Source organism: Shinella sp. CPCC 101442 (assembly GCF_024704725.1).
GTDB lineage: Bacteria > Pseudomonadota > Alphaproteobacteria > Rhizobiales > Rhizobiaceae > Shinella.
Genome location: NZ_JALIQS010000003.1, coordinates 94,495 through 113,214 on the forward strand (window position 1 = coordinate 94,495; position 18,720 = coordinate 113,214).

Genomic DNA, 18,720 nt, shown 5'->3' on the forward strand with positions numbered 1-18,720 from the left:
CCTACCCTTTCAGAACGCCGCCCGCGGCAAGCACCGCCTCCGGCGTATCGACATCGACATGCGCCGCCGCGCCGATCTCCACATCCACGACATCGAGCCCGACGCTTTCCACGATATGCCGCGCCCCGACATCACCTTCAAGCTGGAGGATCGCTGAAAATGTACTCCGCGGCAGGATGACGGGATTGCCCCGCTTGCCACCGGAGACCGCGCGCACCACCACCTGGCCACCCGATGCCACGAAAGCTTCCAGCAGCCTGCGCACATCCGCGCCGGTGACATGCGGCATATCGGCCAGCATCACCGCGACACCGTCGCAGCCGGGACCGAGCGCGGAAACGCCTGCACGCAGCGACGTCGACATGCCTTGCGCGTGATCCGGGTTGCGAATGATATCAACCGCGAGGCCGGCCAGTTCCGCCTCGATTTCGTCCGCGCGATGCCCCGTCACGACCAGCACGCGCGCTGGCCTTGCGGCAAGCGCCGCCTCCACCGAGCGCCGCACCAGCGCCTGGCCATCGAAGGCGGCGAGCAGCTTGTGGCTGCCGTTCATGCGGCTGGCGCGACCGGCCGCCAGCACGAGGGCAGCGACCGAAAGCGACCGCTCCGGCGCGCGCAGGTCGCGCGGCTGCGGACGGCTCGGGATTTCCTTCAACAAGCCTCCGACACCCATGCCGGTAATCTCCTCAGGCCCGGGCTTTTCACCGGCGAAAATGCGGGCGAGAACCCAATCGAAACCGTTCTCCTTGGGGCTGCGCGCGCAACCCGGAGCGCCGATAACCGGCGCGGTGCCGACGCGGCCGAGAACCAGCAAGTTACCCGGATCGACCGGCATGCCGACATGCTCGACCACGCCGCCCGCCGCACGGATGGCTGCGGGGATGACATCGTTCGCGTCGGTCACCGCGGAGGCGCCGAAGACAAGAACGAGATCGTTTTCCTTCGCCGTTTCCACAATGGCCGCAGCCAGTTCCGACGTGCGATGCGGCACACGCCTCTCATTCGTTAGCCGGCTACCGGACGCGTGCAGCCGTTGCTCGACGAGCCGCCGTGTCTTGTCCATGACCGACGTCTTGAGCGTAGGCAGCTCCGTCGCAACGAGGCCGACGCGATGCGCGACGAAGGGTTTGACCTCCAGCGCCCGGCTCGAGGCCATCACCGCCGCGGCCTTTCGGACGAGGTTATCAGGCACCGCGAGCGGAATGATCTTGATCGTCGCCACCATGTCGCCGGCGGTGACGCTTGCATGATCCGGCAGGGTGGCGATGGTGATCGAAGGATCGACCCGGTTGAAGCGGTCGATCGCCGCCCGGTCGGCGACGAACAGGCCATTGGCTGCTGCATGCAGATTGATGCGGCCCGTGGCGGGCGGGGTGAAGGCGAGATGGTCCGGCGCAATCGCCGCCGCGATCAGCGACGCCGCCTCGTCCTCACCGATGTCCTCCGCGTCCAGCCGCACGGCTATGACGGTGTCGACGCCCTCGGCAACAAGGGCTGCGCGATCCGCCGTCGTGATCACATGGCCCTTGTGCAGCGAGAGGCCCGCAGTGCGTACGCCATGCGCCAACCGCGCCCCAACCGCGTCGTGGACGGGGACCTCGCCAAAGATCATGATGCGTCCCCGCGCAGAGGCCGGCGGCGTAAAGATGCGATGATATCGGCGAGAATGGCGACGGCGATCTCGGCCGGGCTTGCGGCACCGATATCAAGGCCGATGGGCGCGGAAATGCGGGCGATTTCGGCCTCGTCATGGCCAAGAGCCGTCAGGCGCTCGACGCGCCTGGCGTGCGTTTTCCGGCTGCCGAGCGCACCGACATAGAAGCAACCGGTCGCGAGCGCCCGCGACAGCGGAAAATCGTCGATCTTCGGATCATGCGTCACGGCAACGAGTGCGGTATAGGCATCGAGCGGGCGTGTTGCCAGCACATCCTCGGGCCAGTCCGCGACGAGATCGATGCCGGTAAAACGCTCCTCCGTGGCGAAGGCCGTGCGCGGATCGATGATGGTGATATCGAAGCCCGCGACGACGGCCATCTTCGCCAGCGCCTGGCTGATATGGACCGCGCCGATGACGACGATGCGGGCGGGCGGCAGGTGGACGTTGAGGAAGAAGCTTCGCTCCTCGGCCTCCACCAGCCCGGATTTCCCCGAACGGAAAGCGCTTGCGAGCGCGTCGCCAAGTGGTCCGGCCACCGGGTCGCCTTCACGGATAACCCGGTCGCGCCCGTCGCCGAGATCCGTCAGATGAATGACGGCGCGCCGCGCTGCGCGCTCCGTGTTCAGTTTGCGCAGGAGAAACGGATCCATCAGCCGACGCGCTCCACATAGACCCGGATACGCCCGCCGCAGGACAGGCCGACGCGCCAGGCGGTCTCGTCCGCGACGCCGAATTCCAGCATCCTCGGCTCACCGTCGCCGATGACCTCCATCGCCTCGCCGATGACCGCTCCCTCCACACAACCGCCGGAGACCGAGCCGTGGAAATGCCCCTCCCCGTCGATCACCAGATGGCTGCCGACAGGACGCGGCGCCGAACCCCAGGTCTCGATCACGGTGGCGAGCGCTACCATGCGCCCGTCGTCCATCCAGCGTTCCGCGATGGCCAGCGGGTCGAGCGTTTCATTCACGTCCATCTTTCCCTCCTCATGCCGCCGGCAGAACGCGCCGCGGATCGCCGGCACGGCTCGGCGCGGCACTGGAGAGCGCCGCCACCAGTTCGGCCATCGACTCCAGATTGTGCACCGGGCGCAATTCATCGACATGCGGCAGCATGGCCCGCACACCCCGCGCCCGCGCCTCGAAACCTTCGAAGCGCAGCAGCGGATTGAGCCAGACCAGCCGTCGGCACGAACGGTGCAGGCGGTCCATCTCCTTTTCGAGGAGCTCTATGCCCTCGCGCTCCAGCCCGTCCGTGATGAGCAGCACGATGGCGCCCTGCCCCAGCACCCGGCGCGACCAGAGACGGTTGAATTCCTTCAGCGTCTCGCCGATGCGCGTTCCGCCGGACCAGTCGCTGACCGTCTGGCTGCACGCCTCCACCGCAAGATCCGGATCCCGATTGCGCATCGGGCGCGTGACATTCGTCAGCCGCGTGCCGAACAGGAAGGCGTGCACACGCCTGTGGCTTTCGCCGAGCGCATGCAGGAAATGCAGGAAGATGCGCGTGTACTGGCTCATAGAGCCCGAGATATCGGCGAGCACGACGAGCGGCGGATGCACCGTCTTCGGCTCCCGGTGGCGCGGCAGGATGAGCGTGCCGCCCGTGCGCATGGCATGGCGCATCGTGGCGCGCGCATCGATGGCAACCGCCCTGTTGGATGGGCGGAAGCGGCGCGTACGCACCTCGTCCATAGGCAGGACGAGGCGGGAAATGGCGCGTTTGGCGGCGGCAAGCTCGGCGGCGGACATCTGGGCGAAGTCGGTGCGGCGCAAGACCTCGCTGCCCGAGGCCGTCAGGCGCGAATCGATCTCGATATCCGGCTCGTCGCGCTGGCGCTTCTCATTTTCGCGCCCGCCGAACAGCGCGTCGGAGACGCGCGTTTCGCCCGCCTTGCGCTTTTCCCGCTCCTCATGGCGCGCCACGACCGGCGACATCAGCGCGATCATCTTGCCCACGAGGTCGCGCGAACGCCAGAACAGGCGGAAAGCCTCGTCGAACACGGCGTCGTATTCGTGGCGCTTGACGAGCGTCGCATGGAGCGCCGTGTAGAATTCCTCGCGCTCGCCGATGCCGATGGCCCGTACCGCCTCGATCGCGTCGGTGACGGCAGCAGGGCCGAGCCTTAGGCCTGCCTTGCGCAGCACCCGGGCAAAAAACACGATGTTATCGGCAAGCCGCCCGTCCGTAGCGGTGCCCAGAATCTCGTTTTTCGCCCAAACCGCCATCCTTCAGCCCGTCGCCGCCAGGCCGGCTTTCACGTCGTCGAGCAGCTTGCTCCCTTCGGCCCCGTCGATGCGCGCGATATCGTCCTGGTATTTGAGCAACGTGCCAAGCGTGTCGGAGACGGTTTCGGGGTCGAGCGCCATGCGGTCGAGTTCGGTCAGCGCCGTCGCCCAGTCGATGGTTTCGGCGACACCGGGGTTTTTGAAGAGATCGAGCGCGCGCAGTTTCTGCACATAGGCGACGACCTGCCGCGACAGCGTCTCGTTGCAACCGGGCACCTTGCGGCGGATGATCTCCAGTTCCTGCGCAGCCTCCGGATAGTCCACCCAGTGATAGAGGCAGCGGCGCTTGAGCGCGTCATGCACTTCGCGAGTGCGGTTCGTGGTGATGATGACGATGGGCGGTTCGGCAGCGCGGATGGTGCCAAGCTCCGGCACCGTCACCTGGAAATCGGACAAGACCTCCAGGAGGAAGGCCTCGAAGGCCTCGTCCGTACGGTCCAGTTCGTCGATCAGGAAAATCGGAGCGCGACCATCCGGCGAGGAAAGCGCCTGCAACACCGGGCGGCGGATGAGATAGCGCTCGGAGAAGATATCGGCCTCGATACGGCTGCGGTCCGTCGTTCCCGAGGCTTCGGCGAGACGGATTTCCAACATCTGCGCCGGATAGTTCCACTCGTAGACGGCGGAGGAAATGTCGAGGCCCTCGTAACATTGCAGGCGGATCAACGGCCGGTCGAGCGCTGCCGACAGGACCTTGGCGATCTCCGTCTTGCCGACGCCCGCTTCCCCCTCGAGAAAGAGCGGCCGTTTCATGCGCAATGACAGGAAGAGCACCGTCGCGAGCGAACGCCCGGCCAGATAATTACCCGATGCCAACATGTCGACGGTTTCGTCGATCGATTGCGGGATGTGTCCACGCTGATAGGGCACGCAACTCCTCCACTCCGGAGGGTGAGACTATAGCGTGCGGTAGCCCCGGTCCATATAGAGAAGCGCCGGTTTGTGCTCTCCGACGGAAACGCCCTTCACCTCGCCGATCAGCATCATGTGGGTCGCCATGACCTTGAGCTCGATGAGCCGGCAATCGAAAGAGGCAAGCGTGCCTTTCAGCACCGGTGCACCTGTCACCAGCTCCTGCCAGTCGCCCATCGCAAAACGTTCTTCGGCGGAAAGCGCGGGATCGCGGCCGGAAAAGGCATTGGCGAGATGCATCTGGTTGGCGGCAAGCGTGTTGAGAGCGAAGTTGCCGCTTTTGGAGAAAATCGCGTTCTTCGGGTTGGACGCGTTGACGCAGGCAAGCACCATGGCCGGGCTGTCCGAGACCGAGCAGGCGGCGGTGATGGTCACGCCGCGTTTCTCACCCTCGTGAGCCGTCGTCACGATCTGCACATGGCCGGCATACCGGCTCATCGCATCGCGGTAGAGCGACGCATCCAGCATCAACCTGTCCAACACGGCATTCTCCTTCATCACAGGTGATACATGGCGAAAGTGAAGAAAAATGTAACCCCTGATGTCGAATTTTCCTGTCCTGTCAGAGACAAGAGGCGAAAGCTGTCCATATTTCCCTTTGACCTGTGAAATCCCGACCGTACAAAGGGGCCATCGCGACCGATGGATTGAGAATGAAGACCGTTTTCCTTGCGAGCCTCCTGGGCGGCGTCCTCCTGGCCGGCGGACCGGCCATGGCGGCCGGCCTCACCTTCGCTGTGGTCGCTCCCGATGCGGGGCCGCTTGCCATCCTCGGGCAGCAGGTGCGCGACGGCGCTCGTTTTGCGGCGGAAGCGAACGGCGACACGGTCGTGGAAATCCCGGAAGCCTGCGACGAGACGGACGGCGACAACATCGCCAAGGCGATCCTTTCGGCGGGTGCCGATGCGGCCGTCGGTTTCCTCTGCACGGAAGGACTTGCCGCATCGCTTCCGGCGCTCGCGGAGGCGAAGGTGCCGGCCATCACGCTCTCGGTGCGCTCCGGCATCCTCATGGAGGATGCGCTGAAGAAGAATTGGCCGCTTTTCCGCCTCGCCCCCGGCCCCAGGGCGGAGGCAGACAAGGCCGTTGAAATCATCACCCGCGACTGGAAATCCGAACCCTTCGCGCTCATCGACGACGGCACGATCCATGCGCGCGAACTCGTGGAGACCGTCCGCCTGCGGCTTGAGGACGTGGGCATGAAGGCAGCCTTCGTCGATACGTTCCGCTCGGCGCAGGAACAACAGCTCACCCTCGTGCGGCGGCTGGCCAAGACCGGCGTCACCCATGTCTTCCTCGGCGGCGACCGAACGGATGTGGCCGTCATCGCGCGCGACGCGGCGGCGGAGAAGCAACCGCTTACCCTCCTCGGCGGCGAGGCTCTGATCGGCGCCGATCCGACCGTGGCAATGACAGACGGCGTGCAGGCGATCGCCTTGCCGGACTACCAGTCGCAACCGGAGGGCGAGCCGGTGGTCAAGGCCATGCTGGCGCGGGACATCGTCGCGGAAGGTTACGTGCTGCCCGCCCACGCCGCCGTGACGGCGCTTGCGGCGGCTGCGCGGACAGAAGGCGGCGACCTCGCGGAAAAACTCGCGACCGGCCGCTTCGAAACGGCGATTGGCCCCATCGCCTTCGGCGCGGATCACGAACTCGGTACCAATCCCTACCGCCTGCTCGTCTGGAAGGCCGGCGCTTTCGTGCCCGCCGACACTGCACCGGAAAGCGAATAGACGATGCGCCCGGGCGTGAAGAACCTCATTACCGATGTCGCAGGCCTGAAGGTCGGCAACGCAACCGATCACGTTTTGCGATCCGGCGTCACCGTGGTGCTTTGCGAGGAACCGGCGACGGCCGCCGTACAGGTGCTGGGCGGAGCCCCTGGCACACGGGAAACCGACCTGCTGGAACCGCACAATATGGTGCAGACGGTCGATGCCGTCGTGCTTTCCGGCGGCTCGGCCTTCGGGCTGGATGCGGCGACGGGCGTACAGGCGGGTCTGCGCGAAAGGGGGCGCGGCTTCGCCGTCGGCCCGCACCGCGTGCCGATCGTTCCCGCCGCGATCCTCTTCGACCTGATGAACGCCGGGAACAAGGACTGGGGCCGCTATTCGCCCTATCGCGAACTTGGCTATACGGCGCTGGAAAACGCGGGCGTCGATTTCAACACGGGAAGCGCCGGCGCCGGCGCCGGAGCGCTCACCGCCAGCTTCAAGGGCGGCCTCGGCTCCGCTTCAATCGTGCTTGCCGAAGGTTTTACCGTTGGCGCGCTGGTGGCGGTCAATGCACTCGGTTCGGCCACGGTCGGCGACACAAGGCATTTCTGGGCTTCCCCCTTCGAGGAGGATGGCGAATTCGGCGGCCTCGGCCTGCCCGCCCCCTTTCCGGCTGACGCCCGCATCCCGCGCACGAAACTCTCGTCCCGCCCGACCGGCACGGAAAACACCACCATCGCGGTCATCGCGACCGATGCCTTGCTGACCAAGGCGGAGGCGAAGCGCCTTGCGATTGCCGCCCATGACGGCTTTTCCCGCGCGCTCTGGCCGTCGCATACGCCGCTCGACGGCGACCTCGTCTTCGCGCTTGCGACGGGAAAGAGTGGCCGCACGCCCGCCCCGGAGGATTTCATCGCACTCTGCGCCGCCGCGGCCTCCACCATGGCGCGCGCCATCGCCCGTGGTGTGCACGATGCGGCGCCGATGGATGGGGATGTGCTGCCGAGCTGGGCGATGCGGTGAATTCGCCCGTTGTTCCCCTCTGCCGGGGATGATATGGCGACGCGAAAATCTTTGCCGATGGAGCCAGACATGACCCTTCCCATGCGGATCGCCCCTTCCATTCTTGCCGCCGACTACGCCAAGCTCGGGCAGGAAGTGCGCGACGTCGTCGCGGCCGGAGCGGATTGGATCCATCTCGACATCATGGACGGCCATTTCGTGCCGAACATTTCCTTCGGCCCCGATGTCATCAAGGCGTTGCGCCCGCATACCGACGCCTTCTTCGACTGCCACCTGATGATCGCGCCAGCCGACCCCTATCTCGAAGCCTTCGCCAAGGCAGGATGCGACGGAATCACCGTCCATGCCGAGGCCGGCCCGCATCTCGACCGCTCGCTGCAGGCGATCCGCGCGCTCGGCAAGCGCGCCGGCGTCGCGATCAACCCGGCGACGCCGGAAAGCGTGCTCGACTACCTGCTCGACAAGATCGACCTCATCCTCGTCATGACCGTCAATCCCGGTTTCGGCGGCCAGAAGTTCATTCCGGCGATGCAGGAAAAGCTGCGCCGCGTGCGCAAGATGGTCGGCGACCGACCGATCGAGATCCAGGTCGACGGCGGCATCGCCGTGGATACGATCGCCATGCCGGCCGCGTCCGGCGCCAATGTCTTCGTCGCGGGCTCCGCCATCTTCGGCGGCGGCCATGTTGACGCCTATCGCAAAACCATCGACACTCTGCGCAGCAATGCGGAGGGTGCGCGGGCGTGACGATTTTCCGGAAAACGGCAGCCGCCTTCCTTGGCTCCATGCTGATGGCGTCCAGCGCTTCGGCGGGCGATTTCTCGACCTTCCAGCCACTTGGGTTCTCGCCTGACGGCAAGGTTTTCGCCTTCGAGGAATTCGGCGTGCAGGACGGTTCCGGCTTTCCCTACTCCAACGTCTACTTCATCGATACGGAGAAGGACTCCTATCTCGCGGGCACGCCGATCCGCGTGCGCATCGACGACGAGGCGGCAGGCCTTGGTAAAGCGCGAGCGGAAAGTCGTGGCAAGGCCGCGAACCTGATCGATCAGCACAAGCTGGCCAACAATCCGGGCGTGCTCGCGGCCTTCAACCCGATGGGCGAAGTGGGCGCCGATCGCGAGCGCATCGAATATCTCCCCCACGCGATCGAACCGACGCCCGGCGGCAGTTTCGCGCTGGCGCTTGAAAACATTCCGCTGCAGCCGTCCGACCGGTGCCGGGATATCACGCCCGAGGGCGGCAAGGGGTTCCGGCTGAAACTCGTCAAGCGCGATGGAGAGACGGCCGATACGGTGCTCTACGAGGACACGCGGGTGCCCGATAGCCGCAACTGCCCGCTCTCCTACCAGATTTCCGGCGCCATGACCTTCCATCCGCGCGGCGCCGATCCCGTCCATGTGGCGCTCGTGCTCGTCCGCAGCTTCGGCTTCGAGGGTGCCGACGGCCGCTGGATCGCCGTTCCCTTCCGGCCCTGACATGAATGCACGGGGAGCGGTCGCGGCAGGAAGGGACACGCCCCTTGGCGGCGGGTCCGTGCCTGTATTTCCCTCCCTTTCGCTGTGTCTCGGCGGTGCCTTCCTCTGGGGGCTGCTGATGACAGCCTGCGCGTTCCTTTCCCTGCGCATGGAAGGCCGCGACGAAAACTTTCACCTCGCAAAGCTGCTTGCCATCTATTTCGCCGGCGGTTTTTTCGCCTGGCCGGTCGCCTTGCCTGTCGCCCGCCTCCTGACGCGCAGGCGCAATATCGAAACCCGCTTTGCCGCCCACTTCGCCTCGCTCAGCCTCTGCACGATCGTCATGACGGCCTTCTTCTTCGCCATGGACTACCGGCTGTTCTACGCGCAGTGGCATCAACCCTTCGGCACGCGCGTCTGGATTTACCAGTTCATCTTCACCTCCATCGGGGCCACCTACCAGTTCCTCGTCATGGGCCTTCGGCTCTATCTGCCGGTCGGCCTGCCGCTCCTGGCAGGCGCCAGCCTGTGGCTTGCCCTGTCCATGCCTCGACACATGCGTTGAGCTTGCCGGCCATCTTTGCTAAAGCGGCGGCAATCCCACCTCCCAAGGAAAGTCTAGAACCGATGATCCCTCGCTATTCCCGACCGGACATGGTCGCCATCTGGTCGCCCGAAACGAAGTTCCGCATCTGGTTCGAGATCGAAGCCTATGCCTGCGACGCCTTGGCTGAGCTCGGCGTCATCCCGAAATCGGCCGCCGAGACGATCTGGGAAAAGGGCGGCAAGGCCGAATTCGACGTCGCCCGCATCGATGAGATCGAGGCCGTCACCAAGCACGACGTCATCGCCTTCCTCACGCATCTCTCGGAATTCGTCGGCCCCGACAGCCGCTTCGTGCACCAGGGCATGACGTCGTCCGATGTCCTCGACACGACCTTCAACATCCAGCTCGTGCGTGCCGCCGATATCCTGCTTGTCGGCGTCGACCGCGTGCTGACCGCGCTGAAGACCCGCGCCTTCGAGCACAAGGACACGATTCGCATCGGCCGCAGCCACGGCATCCATGCCGAGCCGACGACGATGGGCCTGACGCTCGCCCGCTTCTATGCCGAGATGGACCGCAACCGCGCGCGCCTCATTGCGGCCCGCGCCGAAATCGCGACCGGTGCGATCTCCGGCGCCGTCGGCACCTTCGCCAATATCGATCCGCGCGTCGAAGAGCATGTCTGCGCCAAGCTCGGCCTCACACCGGAGCCCGTCTCCACGCAGGTCATCCCGCGCGACCGTCATGCGATGTTCTTCGCCACCCTCGGCGTCATCGCGTCTTCCATCGAGAACGTCGCGACCGAAATCCGCCATATGCAGCGCACGGAAGTTCTCGAAGCGGAGGAGTTCTTCTCGCCGGGCCAGAAGGGTTCGTCGGCCATGCCGCACAAGCGCAACCCCGTCCTGACGGAAAACCTGACCGGCCTCGCCCGCCTTGTGCGCATGGCGGTCACACCCGCCATGGAAAACGTGGCGCTCTGGCACGAGCGCGACATCTCCCATTCCAGCGTCGAGCGCGGCATTGGCCCGGACACGACCATCACGCTCGACTTCGCGCTGAACCGCCTTGCCGGCGTTATCGAGAAGCTGGTGATCTATCCGGACAACATGCTGAAGAATCTCAACAAGTTCCGCGGCCTTGTTCATTCGCAGCGCGTCCTGCTTGCCCTTACGCAAGCCGGCGTTTCGCGCGAGGATTCCTATCGCCTTGTGCAGCGCAATGCGATGAAGGTCTGGGAACAGGGCAAGGACTTCCTGGAGGAACTGCTTGCCGACGCCGAAGTGCGCGCAGCGCTCACGGAAGAGCAGATCCGCGAAAAGTTCGACCTCGGCTATCACACCAAGCACGTCGATACGATCTTCCGCCGCGTCTTCGGCACGGTCTGATCTGTTTCCAAAGGAGCCGGCGAAACGCTTTCGCCGGCCGCCCGTCTGTATTCGTCTTCAATGCCGCATGTCCGACAGGAAAATAGCAGCGATGGCGCCAATGGCGCCATCGCTCCCCTCTGGCGGGCGACCTCCGCTCTCCTCCAGGCGGCAGCGCCCGCGAAACTGCGTCTAGCCTTCCTCCACAATGAGCTTGCGATAGAGATGCCACGTGGCATGGCCGAGGATCGGCATGACCACCGCGAGGCCGACGAAGACCGGGATCGTGCCGACGATCAGCAGCGCCGCGACGATGAGGCCCCAGCAGGCGATCGGCACGGGGTTGATCAGCGTTGCGCGCAGCGAGGTCTCGACAGCCGCCACGGCCCCGACATCCCGGTCGAGCATCATGGGAAAGGCCACAACGGTCGTCGCAAGCACGACGAGCGCAAAGCAGAAGCCGATGGCATTGCCGGCCAACATCAGCAGCAGCCCGTTCTCCGAACTGAAGATCGATGCGAGGAACAGGGCGAGCGAGCGCGGCGGCTCAGGCCCGAACAGATTGCTATAGAGCAGCTGGGCAAAGACCAGCCACGCGACGAAGAGCACCGTCAGCATGGCGCCGACCGCAAGGATCGACGGCAGCGCCGGCGAATGGCGAACCTCCAGCGCATGGCGCCAGGACGTATCCATGCCGCGTTCCCGCCGTCGGCTGATTTCGTAAAGCCCAAGCGCGAAGAACGGCCCGAGCAGCGCGAAGCCCGCGATCAGCGGGAAGATCAGCGGCAGCATGTTCGCCCCTGAGCTCCAGGTGATCAGTACGACGCCACAGATCGGATAGATGAGGCTGAGAAAGACGTAGTGAGACGGTTTGGCGCGGAAATCGTCAAAGCCGCGTGCCAGCGCATCCCAGATATCGGACATTCCGATCCGTCGCACGGCGGGGCGCGCCGCCATGTCGCCGGAGCCTGCCATCACATGAAAAGTCGCCATGACCATTCCTCCTTGCCGGTTGAAAACCGTCACGGCGTCCGCGCGTGGGGAGGGCAAATCGTTCGACACCACGATGGGCCGTGATTGGCATTGAGATCAGGTATCCTACACCCGCCGGGCCGATTTGTCCCACCCTCTTGACTTCAGCACTTCGTGAACGCACATCCGGGGCCATGAAAGCGTCCGAAGCAGAAATTCTCATCGTTCCCGGCCACACCAATTCCGGCCCCGAGCACTGGCAGAGCCGCTGGCAGTCCAAGCTTGGCTCGGCGCGCCGTGTCGAGCAGGCGGAGTGGTTGAAGCCCGTGCGCGAAGACTGGGTGCGGCGGGTGATCGAGGAAGTCGCGGCCGCGACGAAACCGGTCGTGCTCGTCGCCCATTCGCTGGGTGTCGCGGCGGCCATCCACGCCGCGCCGCATCTCGGTAACAAGGTTGCCGGCGCCTTCCTCGTCGCCCCGCCCGATATCGCCAATCCGGATATCCAGCCCGGGCATCTGGCGACCTTCGGCCCCTATTCGCGTGAACCGCTTGGTTTCCCTTCACTGGTCGTGGTCAGCCGCAACGACCCGTTCGGCACCTATGAGCATGCGGACGACATCGCAGCCAGCTGGGGTTCGCTGCTGCTCGACGCCGGAGAAGCCGGGCACATCAACACCGAGTCGGGCCACGGCCCCTGGCCGGAGGGAACCATGGTGTTCGCGCAGTTCCTCAGCAAGCTCAAGCCGCCGGCCTGACCGAGATCCGCATTTCGCCATTAAGAGGAATTTCATAGAAATCCTGCACGCTGTGACTGTTGAGTTCTTTTCAGGCGCCGCGTTTCATGGCCAAACCACCCGGTTCGACCTCCATCACCGTGGATAAAACGGAGCGCGAACCGCTGTATCGACAGCTTTTCGCGCGGTCCGGCTTCGGCTTTGCCGCACTTGATGCCGAAGGCCGCATCATCGAGGCGAATGCCACGCTGCTGCGTCTCTTCGCTGTCGCATCCATTGGCGATCTTCCTGTCTTCGATGCCTGCGTCTCACCCAAGGATCGTTCCATCATCGCCTATGCGATGCGCCCAAAGCTTACCGAGCAGGCGCCTTGGGAAATTCGTTTCCTGCGGCCGAATGGCGACGAATTCTGGGTGCTCGCCTCGTTCATGGAACCACCGGCTCTTCCCGATGACGGCGCGCCTGCGGCAATGATCGTGCAGGCCATCGACGTTGATGAGCGCAAGCGCAACGCGCTCGAGCTGGCCGAACGCGAGGCACGCTGGAACCATGCGCTGGAATCCGCCGGCCAGGGTGTCTGGGACCATGATTTTTCCCGCGGCGATCTCTTCTATTCCCGCCAGTGGCGCGCCATCCGCGGCCTGCAGCCGGACGATCCGATCGACGCTTCGCTGGAGACCTGGATTCAGAGCGTACATCCCGACGACCGGGCTCACGTCATCGGCCATATCAAGAAGCAGGAAACCGGCCAGACGCCGTTCAGCGTCTTCGCCTATCGCGAGCGGCACAAGGACGGCCGTTGGGTCTGGATCGAAAGCCGCGGCGCCGTCGTCGAATATGGCGCGGACGGCAAGCCGAGCCGCATCGCCGGCACGGATACCGACATTACCGAACGCAAGGAGGCGGAGGAACGCCTCGCTCAGATGTCCCGCCGCCTGGAACTGGCGCTCGATGTCTCGCGCATCGGCGTTTTCGAGGTCAATCTCAGGACCAGCGAAGTCCAGTGGGACGACCGCATGATCGAGATATACGGCCTGACCGAGGAGCCCGATGCCACGACCTGGGAACACGCACTGCACCCGCAAGACCGGCACAAGGCGATGGCGAAGGTCGATGAAGGCATATTCATAGGCCGGGATTTCGCCAACGAGTTCCGTATTGTCAGGGGGGATGGAGAAATCCGGCACCTGCGCGGCCGCTCGGCGCCCTATATCGACACAACTGGGGTGCCCCGTCTCATCGGCGCCAACTGGGATGTGACGGACGACGTGGAGCTTCAGGAGGAGCTGACGCACGCCAAGGAACTGGCCGAAGCCCGTGCTGGTGAACTCGAAGCCGCCAAGGCGCGCATCGAATACACCGCCCTGCACGACCATCTCACCGGCCTGCCGAACCGGCGATACCTCGACGCCTACATTGAAGACGCTGCCGAAAAAGCACAAAAGACCGGCAGCCGCCTCGCCGTGCTGCACATCGATCTCGACCGTTTCAAGGAAATCAACGACACGCTCGGCCATCTTGCCGGCGACCAGATGCTGGTCCATGCCGCCAGCGTCTTGCGTGCGCTGAAGGGTCCCGGGGATTTCGTCGCGCGCATAGGCGGTGACGAGTTTGTGTTCCTGTCCTCGGGGCCGAACGGGCGCAATCTCGCCGTGCTTGCGGAGGCGATCGTCGAGGCCATGCGCAAGCCCGTGACCTTCAATGGCCATATCTGTCGCTTCGGAGCGTCCGTCGGCATTGCCAGCCAGTCGGGTGCGGCCATCGATGCCAAGCAGCTGCTCGTCAATGCCGACCTTGCGCTCTACCGCGCCAAGAACCGCGGCCGCAGCCGGCACGAATTCTTCACCAGCGATTTCCAGGCGCAGATCATCGTCAACAAGCAGACGGCGGACGAAATCCTCTCGGGCATCGAGCAGAACCGCTTCCTGCCCTACTATCAGCCGCAATTCTGCGCCCGCACGCTTGACATCGTCGGCGTCGAGACGCTGGCCCGCTGGAACCATCCGACGCGCGGCATCCTGGCACCGGACACCTTCCTGAAGATAGCGGAAGATCTCGACTGCGTCGCAACCATCGACAGGATCGTGCTCGAAAAGTCGCTCGCCGATTTTGCCGAATGGCAGGCGCTCGGGCTCGGCATCGGAAAAATCTCGGCGAACGTCTCGTCCAAACGCCTGCACGACCCGGAACTGGGACGGTCATTGCGCACGCTAAACATACGGCCGCAGTCGCTTTCCTTCGAACTTCTGGAATCGATCTTCCTCGACGACTGCGACCGCACGGTGCTCGAAAACCTCGCCGAGATGCGCAAGCTCGGCATCGATATCGAGATCGACGATTTCGGCACCGGCCATGCCTCGATCGTCAGCCTCATGAAGCTCAGCCCCCGCCGATTGAAGATCGACCGCCAGCTCGTCAAGCCGGTGAACCGTTCGCCGGCGCAGCGCAAACTGGTCGGCACCATCGTCGAGATCGGCCGCTCGCTGAACATCGAGGTCGTGGCGGAAGGTGTCGAGACGCCGGCCCATGTCGCCATCATGCGCGATCTCGGCTGCGATATCCTGCAAGGCTACGCGCTTGCCCGCCCCATGCCGGCGCATGCGGTTGCGGATTTCGTACGCCAGGAGGAATGGCGCGTGGAGGCCGGCAATGTGCGGGACCTGCAAAGCGAAGTGCGCCGCGCTATCAACCGGTAGATCAAAAACGCAAAAAAGCCGCCCGGCGGGACCGGGCGGCTTTTCGATTGAACGCGATGGTCTCGCTTACTTGGCTTCGAGCTGCGAAATCGCGACGGCGAGCAGTTCGATCATCTGCACGCGAATTTCGTCTTCGCTGCGGGCAACGCCGCCAGCGTCGAAATCGGCCTTCACCTTGCGTACGACGTCTTCATGGCCGACTTCTTCGAAGTCCGCCGCAACGACCTCCTTGGCGTAGGCGTCCGCTTCGTCGCCGGTCTTGCCGAGCAGGCCGGCAGCCCACAGGCCTACCAGCTTGTTGCGGCGTGCTTCGGCTCTGAAGCGCAGTTCCTCGTCCAGCGCGAACTTGGCCTCGAAGGCCTTTTCCCGATCCTGCATGCTGGTCATCTATGACTCCCGTAGATTCTCTAACCCGTTAGGCTTCCACGCCCATAAATCAAAACGACGACAAAAGTGCAATGCGAACTTTTGTCCCCGCTGAAACTTGCCGAAGGGCCGGAAAACAGGGGATCGGCCGTCTCGGCGATTGTTAAAGTGCACCATTTCGTTTATGGGAGCGCAAAAGACAGACATCTGCGCGAACCCCAGCGCGCCAACAACAGAGACAAATCCATGAACCGTCGCCGCCGTATTTACGAGGGCAAGGCCAAGATCCTTTACGAGGGTCCCGAGCCGGGCACGCTGATCCAGTTCTTCAAGGACGATGCGACCGCATTCAACAAGAAGAAACATGACATCATCGACGGAAAGGGCGTGCTCAACAACCGGATTTCCGAGTATCTCTTCACGCAGCTGAACAAGATGGGCATTCCGACCCATTTCATCCGCCGCCTGAACATGCGCGAGCAGCTGATCAAGGAAGTCGAGATCATCCCGCTCGAAGTCGTCGTGCGCAACGTCGCCGCCGGCTCGTTGTCCAAGCGCCTTGGCATCGAGGAAGGCACGGTACTGCCGCGCTCCATCATCGAATTCTACTTCAAGGCCGATGCGCTGGAAGACCCGATGGTCTCCGAAGAGCACATCACGGCTTTCGGCTGGGCAAGCCCGCAGGAACTCGACGACATCATGGCGCTTGCCATCCGCGTCAACGACTTCCTCTCCGGCCTGTTCCTCGGCGTCGGCATCCAGCTCGTCGATTTCAAGATCGAATGCGGCCGTCTCTTCGAGGGCGACATGATGCGCATCATCATCGCCGACGAGATTTCGCCCGACAGCTGCCGCCTGTGGGATATCGCCACGCAGGAAAAGATGGACAAGGACCGCTTCCGCCGCGATCTCGGCGGGCTCGTCGAAGCCTATCAGGAAGTGGCCCGCCGTCTCGGCATCATCAACGAGAACGAGCCTCCGCGCGGCACCGGCCCGGTTCTGGTCAAGTAATCGGCGCCGTCTCCGGCGCTTTGCATTTCGGTTTGAAGAGGAAGACATGATCAAGGCACGCGTAACGGTCACGCTCAAGAACGGCGTTCTCGACCCGCAGGGCAAGGCCATCGAAGGCGCGCTCGGCAGCCTCGGCTTCGACGGCGTCGGCGGCATCCGCCAGGGCAAGGTGTTCGATCTCGAGCTCGCAACGGCCGACCGCGCCAAGGCCGAATCCGACCTCAAGGCCATGTGCGAGAAGCTTCTGGCCAACACGGTAATCGAGAACTATACTATCGCCCTCTCTTAATGGTTGAGGAGGTGATGATGGCCGAAGGTGTGACACAGGACTTGCTGCACGAGTTGCTCCGTCGAATGCATACGCGCTTCGACAAGATCGACAACGCCATCAATGAGCTGCGAAGCGACAATCTTTTCATCCGGGGCCAGATTCACAATCTGCAGGGTGACGTCAACAGCATGCGGGGCTCCATGGCCCAAATGGACCAGCGTCTCGACCATATCGAAAAACGCCTCGAACTGCGTGAACTCGCCGAGGCCCAGGCAAGGTTTGAACCACACCCATGAAGTCCGCCGTCGTCCAGCTCCCCGGCCTCAACCGTGACCGCGACATGATCGCGGCGCTGACCAAGATTTCCGGCATCGCGCCGGTTACCGTCTGGCAGACGGAAACGGACCTGCCGGATGTCGACCTCATCGTCATCCCGGGCGGCTTCTCCTACGGGGATTATCTGCGCTGCGGTGCCATTGCCGCCCGCATGCCGGTCATGCAGGCGATCAAGGCCAAGGCCGAAGCCGGCGTGAAGGTTCTGGGCGTCTGCAACGGCTTCCAGATCCTGCTGGAAGCGGGCCTGCTGCCGGGCGCGCTGATGCGCAATGCCTCGCTGAAGTTCGTTTGCCGTGAAGTGAAGCTGGAAGTGGTCAACGCCGAAACCGACTTCACCCGCGCTTATGAAAAGGGCCAGATCATCCGCTGCCCGGTCGCCCATCACGACGGCAACTTCTTTGCCGACGCCGAGACGCTCGCCGCCATCGAAGGCAACGGCCAGGTCGTCTTCCGCTATGCCGAAGGCACCAACCCGAACGGCTCGCTCAACGACATTGCCGGCGTCATGAACGCCAAGGGCAACGTGCTTGGCCTGATGCCGCACCCGGAAAACCTCATCGAGGCCGCGCATGGCGGTTCCGACGGTCGCGCTCTCTTCGCTTCGGTGCTCGACGTAATCGCTGCTTAACCCGGCGTTGCTATCAAGGGCGCATGTCCATACCCGAAAGGCTTTTCATGCGCCCTCGTCTCTCCGCCAGGCTTCTCCTGCCGCTCGTCGCCGCTGCGGCCTTGACGGCTTGCCAGACGAAGACGCCGCCGCCGAAGGCCAATGGCGGCGCGCTGCCGACCATGGAGCGCGTCGCGCTCGGCGCCAACAGCTGCTGGTTCAAATCGGGCGACCCGGCCTTCAAGGCCTATCGCCTCGCGCCGGAACTGAACTCCTTCTCCGGCCGGCCACGCATTCTCGTCGTGCATCGCAACTCGCCGGAATCGCGTCCGCTGCTCGTCGTGCAGGCGGAAGGCAGCCCCGCGAAGCTCGATGCCTTCGGACCCTTGATGGCCGAACCCGTCGGCGCGCGCATCGCGACCGACGTCCAGCGTTGGGCGGCAGGCGGCAAGGGCTGCTGAGCAGCCCTCAATCCCAATAGAACGATTTGTCGATTTCGCGCCGCGCCTCGCTGCGCGTAACGCCGATGTCGCGGAGCTGATCCTCCGTCATCTCGACGAGCGCGTGGCGGGTGCGGCGCTTGATCCACCACGCCCGCACGACAAGCCATGCACGATGGAGCAACAGGCTGGGCGAATAGCGTCGCTGAACGCCGCCCTCAACGAAGATTGTATCAATTGCCATGGAACTTTCTCCTGAAATGCCACCGGGAGCGTGACAATCGGTGCATCAAGGGAATAGTTGACTTGGAAAACGGTGCA

22 protein-coding genes are annotated in these 18,720 nt (G+C 64.1%); 13 read left to right on the forward strand and 9 right to left on the reverse strand.

Features of this window, described 5'->3' with window-relative positions:
• Position 1: 1 nt before the first annotated feature.
• From MUO32_RS11090 to MUO32_RS11115, 6 genes are all read right to left on the reverse strand, one after another.
• Positions 2–1,612, reverse strand: a complete 1,611-nt coding sequence (locus tag MUO32_RS11090; RefSeq protein WP_257948347.1) for a molybdopterin-binding/glycosyltransferase family 2 protein — start codon at positions 1,610–1,612, stop codon at positions 2–4.
• Positions 1,609–2,307 (reverse strand): XdhC family protein, encoded by a 699-nt coding sequence (locus MUO32_RS11095; protein WP_257948348.1) that lies wholly within the window; start codon positions 2,305–2,307, stop codon positions 1,609–1,611. The genes MUO32_RS11090 and MUO32_RS11095 overlap by 4 nt, the downstream gene beginning before the upstream one ends.
• Positions 2,307–2,633 (reverse strand): XdhC family protein, encoded by a 327-nt coding sequence (locus MUO32_RS11100; RefSeq protein WP_257948349.1) that lies wholly within the window; start codon positions 2,631–2,633, stop codon positions 2,307–2,309. Before MUO32_RS11100 ends, MUO32_RS11095 begins: the two co-directional genes overlap by 1 nt.
• 10 nt (positions 2,634–2,643) lie before the next feature.
• Positions 2,644–3,885 carry a VWA domain-containing protein gene (locus tag MUO32_RS11105; protein WP_257948350.1) on the reverse strand — a complete coding sequence of 414 codons (1,242 nt, stop codon included), beginning with the start codon at positions 3,883–3,885 and terminating at the stop codon, positions 2,644–2,646.
• A 3-nt stretch (positions 3,886–3,888) separates the two neighbouring features.
• Positions 3,889–4,764 (reverse strand): MoxR family ATPase, encoded by an 876-nt coding sequence (locus MUO32_RS11110; protein WP_257949201.1) that lies wholly within the window; start codon positions 4,762–4,764, stop codon positions 3,889–3,891.
• A gap of 78 nt (positions 4,765–4,842) precedes the next feature.
• A complete protein-coding gene (locus MUO32_RS11115; protein ID WP_374708635.1) occupies positions 4,843–5,355 on the reverse strand; it encodes a flavin reductase family protein in 513 nt (170 codons plus the stop codon).
• A gap of 155 nt (positions 5,356–5,510) precedes the next feature.
• Here MUO32_RS11115 and MUO32_RS11120 point away from each other — a divergent pair, with 155 nt between their 5' ends.
• The 6 genes from MUO32_RS11120 (at position 5,511) to purB (ending at position 10,987) form a co-directional block, all read left to right on the forward strand.
• A complete protein-coding gene (locus tag MUO32_RS11120; protein ID WP_257948352.1) occupies positions 5,511–6,590 on the forward strand; it encodes an ABC transporter substrate-binding protein in 1,080 nt (359 codons plus the stop codon).
• 3 nt (positions 6,591–6,593) lie between these two features.
• Positions 6,594–7,595, forward strand: a complete 1,002-nt coding sequence (locus MUO32_RS11125) for a P1 family peptidase (RefSeq protein ID WP_257948353.1) — start codon at positions 6,594–6,596, stop codon at positions 7,593–7,595.
• A 69-nt stretch (positions 7,596–7,664) separates the two neighbouring features.
• A complete protein-coding gene (rpe, locus tag MUO32_RS11130; protein WP_257948354.1) occupies positions 7,665–8,342 on the forward strand; it encodes a ribulose-phosphate 3-epimerase in 678 nt (225 codons plus the stop codon).
• Positions 8,339–9,073 carry a DUF2259 domain-containing protein gene (locus MUO32_RS11135; protein ID WP_257948355.1) on the forward strand — a complete coding sequence of 245 codons (735 nt, stop codon included), beginning with the start codon at positions 8,339–8,341 and terminating at the stop codon, positions 9,071–9,073. Before rpe ends, MUO32_RS11135 begins: the two co-directional genes overlap by 4 nt.
• Before the next feature lies 1 nt (position 9,074).
• Positions 9,075–9,617, forward strand: a complete 543-nt coding sequence (locus tag MUO32_RS11140; RefSeq protein WP_374708636.1) for a hypothetical protein — start codon at positions 9,075–9,077, stop codon at positions 9,615–9,617.
• A 62-nt stretch (positions 9,618–9,679) separates the two neighbouring features.
• Positions 9,680–10,987 carry an adenylosuccinate lyase gene (gene purB / locus MUO32_RS11145; protein WP_257948357.1) on the forward strand — a complete coding sequence of 436 codons (1,308 nt, stop codon included), beginning with the start codon at positions 9,680–9,682 and terminating at the stop codon, positions 10,985–10,987.
• A 171-nt stretch (positions 10,988–11,158) separates the two neighbouring features.
• On the opposite strand, the gene MUO32_RS11150 is transcribed toward purB, so the two are convergent.
• Positions 11,159–11,959, reverse strand: coding sequence for a DUF2189 domain-containing protein (locus MUO32_RS11150; RefSeq protein ID WP_257948358.1), 801 nt, complete (start codon positions 11,957–11,959; stop codon positions 11,159–11,161).
• A 173-nt stretch (positions 11,960–12,132) separates the two neighbouring features.
• Between MUO32_RS11150 and MUO32_RS11155 the strand changes: the two genes are divergently transcribed.
• Together MUO32_RS11155 and MUO32_RS11160 are read left to right on the forward strand one after the other, a co-directional pair.
• Positions 12,133–12,693 carry an alpha/beta hydrolase gene (locus tag MUO32_RS11155; protein ID WP_257948359.1) on the forward strand — a complete coding sequence of 187 codons (561 nt, stop codon included), beginning with the start codon at positions 12,133–12,135 and terminating at the stop codon, positions 12,691–12,693.
• 86 nt (positions 12,694–12,779) lie between these two features.
• Positions 12,780–15,368, forward strand: coding sequence for an EAL domain-containing protein (locus tag MUO32_RS11160; RefSeq protein WP_257948360.1), 2,589 nt, complete (start codon positions 12,780–12,782; stop codon positions 15,366–15,368).
• Positions 15,369–15,434: 66 nt separating this feature from the next.
• On the opposite strand, the gene MUO32_RS11165 is transcribed toward MUO32_RS11160, so the two are convergent.
• Positions 15,435–15,755 carry a DUF1476 domain-containing protein gene (locus MUO32_RS11165; protein WP_257948361.1) on the reverse strand — a complete coding sequence of 107 codons (321 nt, stop codon included), beginning with the start codon at positions 15,753–15,755 and terminating at the stop codon, positions 15,435–15,437.
• A gap of 225 nt (positions 15,756–15,980) precedes the next feature.
• On the opposite strand from MUO32_RS11165, the gene purC reads away from it, so the two are divergent.
• From purC to MUO32_RS11190, 5 genes are read left to right on the forward strand one after another with little or no spacing between them, the layout of a single operon-like run.
• Positions 15,981–16,745, forward strand: a complete 765-nt coding sequence (purC, locus tag MUO32_RS11170) for a phosphoribosylaminoimidazolesuccinocarboxamide synthase (protein WP_244759074.1) — start codon at positions 15,981–15,983, stop codon at positions 16,743–16,745.
• A 46-nt stretch (positions 16,746–16,791) separates the two neighbouring features.
• Complete coding sequence (gene purS, locus MUO32_RS11175) at positions 16,792–17,034, forward strand: phosphoribosylformylglycinamidine synthase subunit PurS (protein ID WP_257948362.1); 243 nt, start codon at positions 16,792–16,794, stop codon at positions 17,032–17,034.
• Positions 17,035–17,051: 17 nt separating this feature from the next.
• On the forward strand, positions 17,052–17,312 hold the full coding sequence (locus tag MUO32_RS11180) for a hypothetical protein (protein WP_257948363.1): 261 nt from the start codon (positions 17,052–17,054) through the stop codon (positions 17,310–17,312).
• Positions 17,309–17,980 (forward strand): phosphoribosylformylglycinamidine synthase subunit PurQ, encoded by a 672-nt coding sequence (gene purQ / locus MUO32_RS11185; protein ID WP_257948364.1) that lies wholly within the window; start codon positions 17,309–17,311, stop codon positions 17,978–17,980. Before MUO32_RS11180 ends, purQ begins: the two co-directional genes overlap by 4 nt.
• Positions 17,981–18,027: 47 nt before the next feature.
• A complete protein-coding gene (locus MUO32_RS11190) occupies positions 18,028–18,420 on the forward strand; it encodes a hypothetical protein (protein ID WP_257948365.1) in 393 nt (130 codons plus the stop codon).
• Between the two features lie 7 nt (positions 18,421–18,427).
• On the opposite strand, the gene MUO32_RS11195 is transcribed toward MUO32_RS11190, so the two are convergent.
• Positions 18,428–18,643 (reverse strand): DUF1127 domain-containing protein, encoded by a 216-nt coding sequence (locus MUO32_RS11195; protein WP_257948366.1) that lies wholly within the window; start codon positions 18,641–18,643, stop codon positions 18,428–18,430.
• Positions 18,644–18,720: the final 77 nt, after the last annotated feature.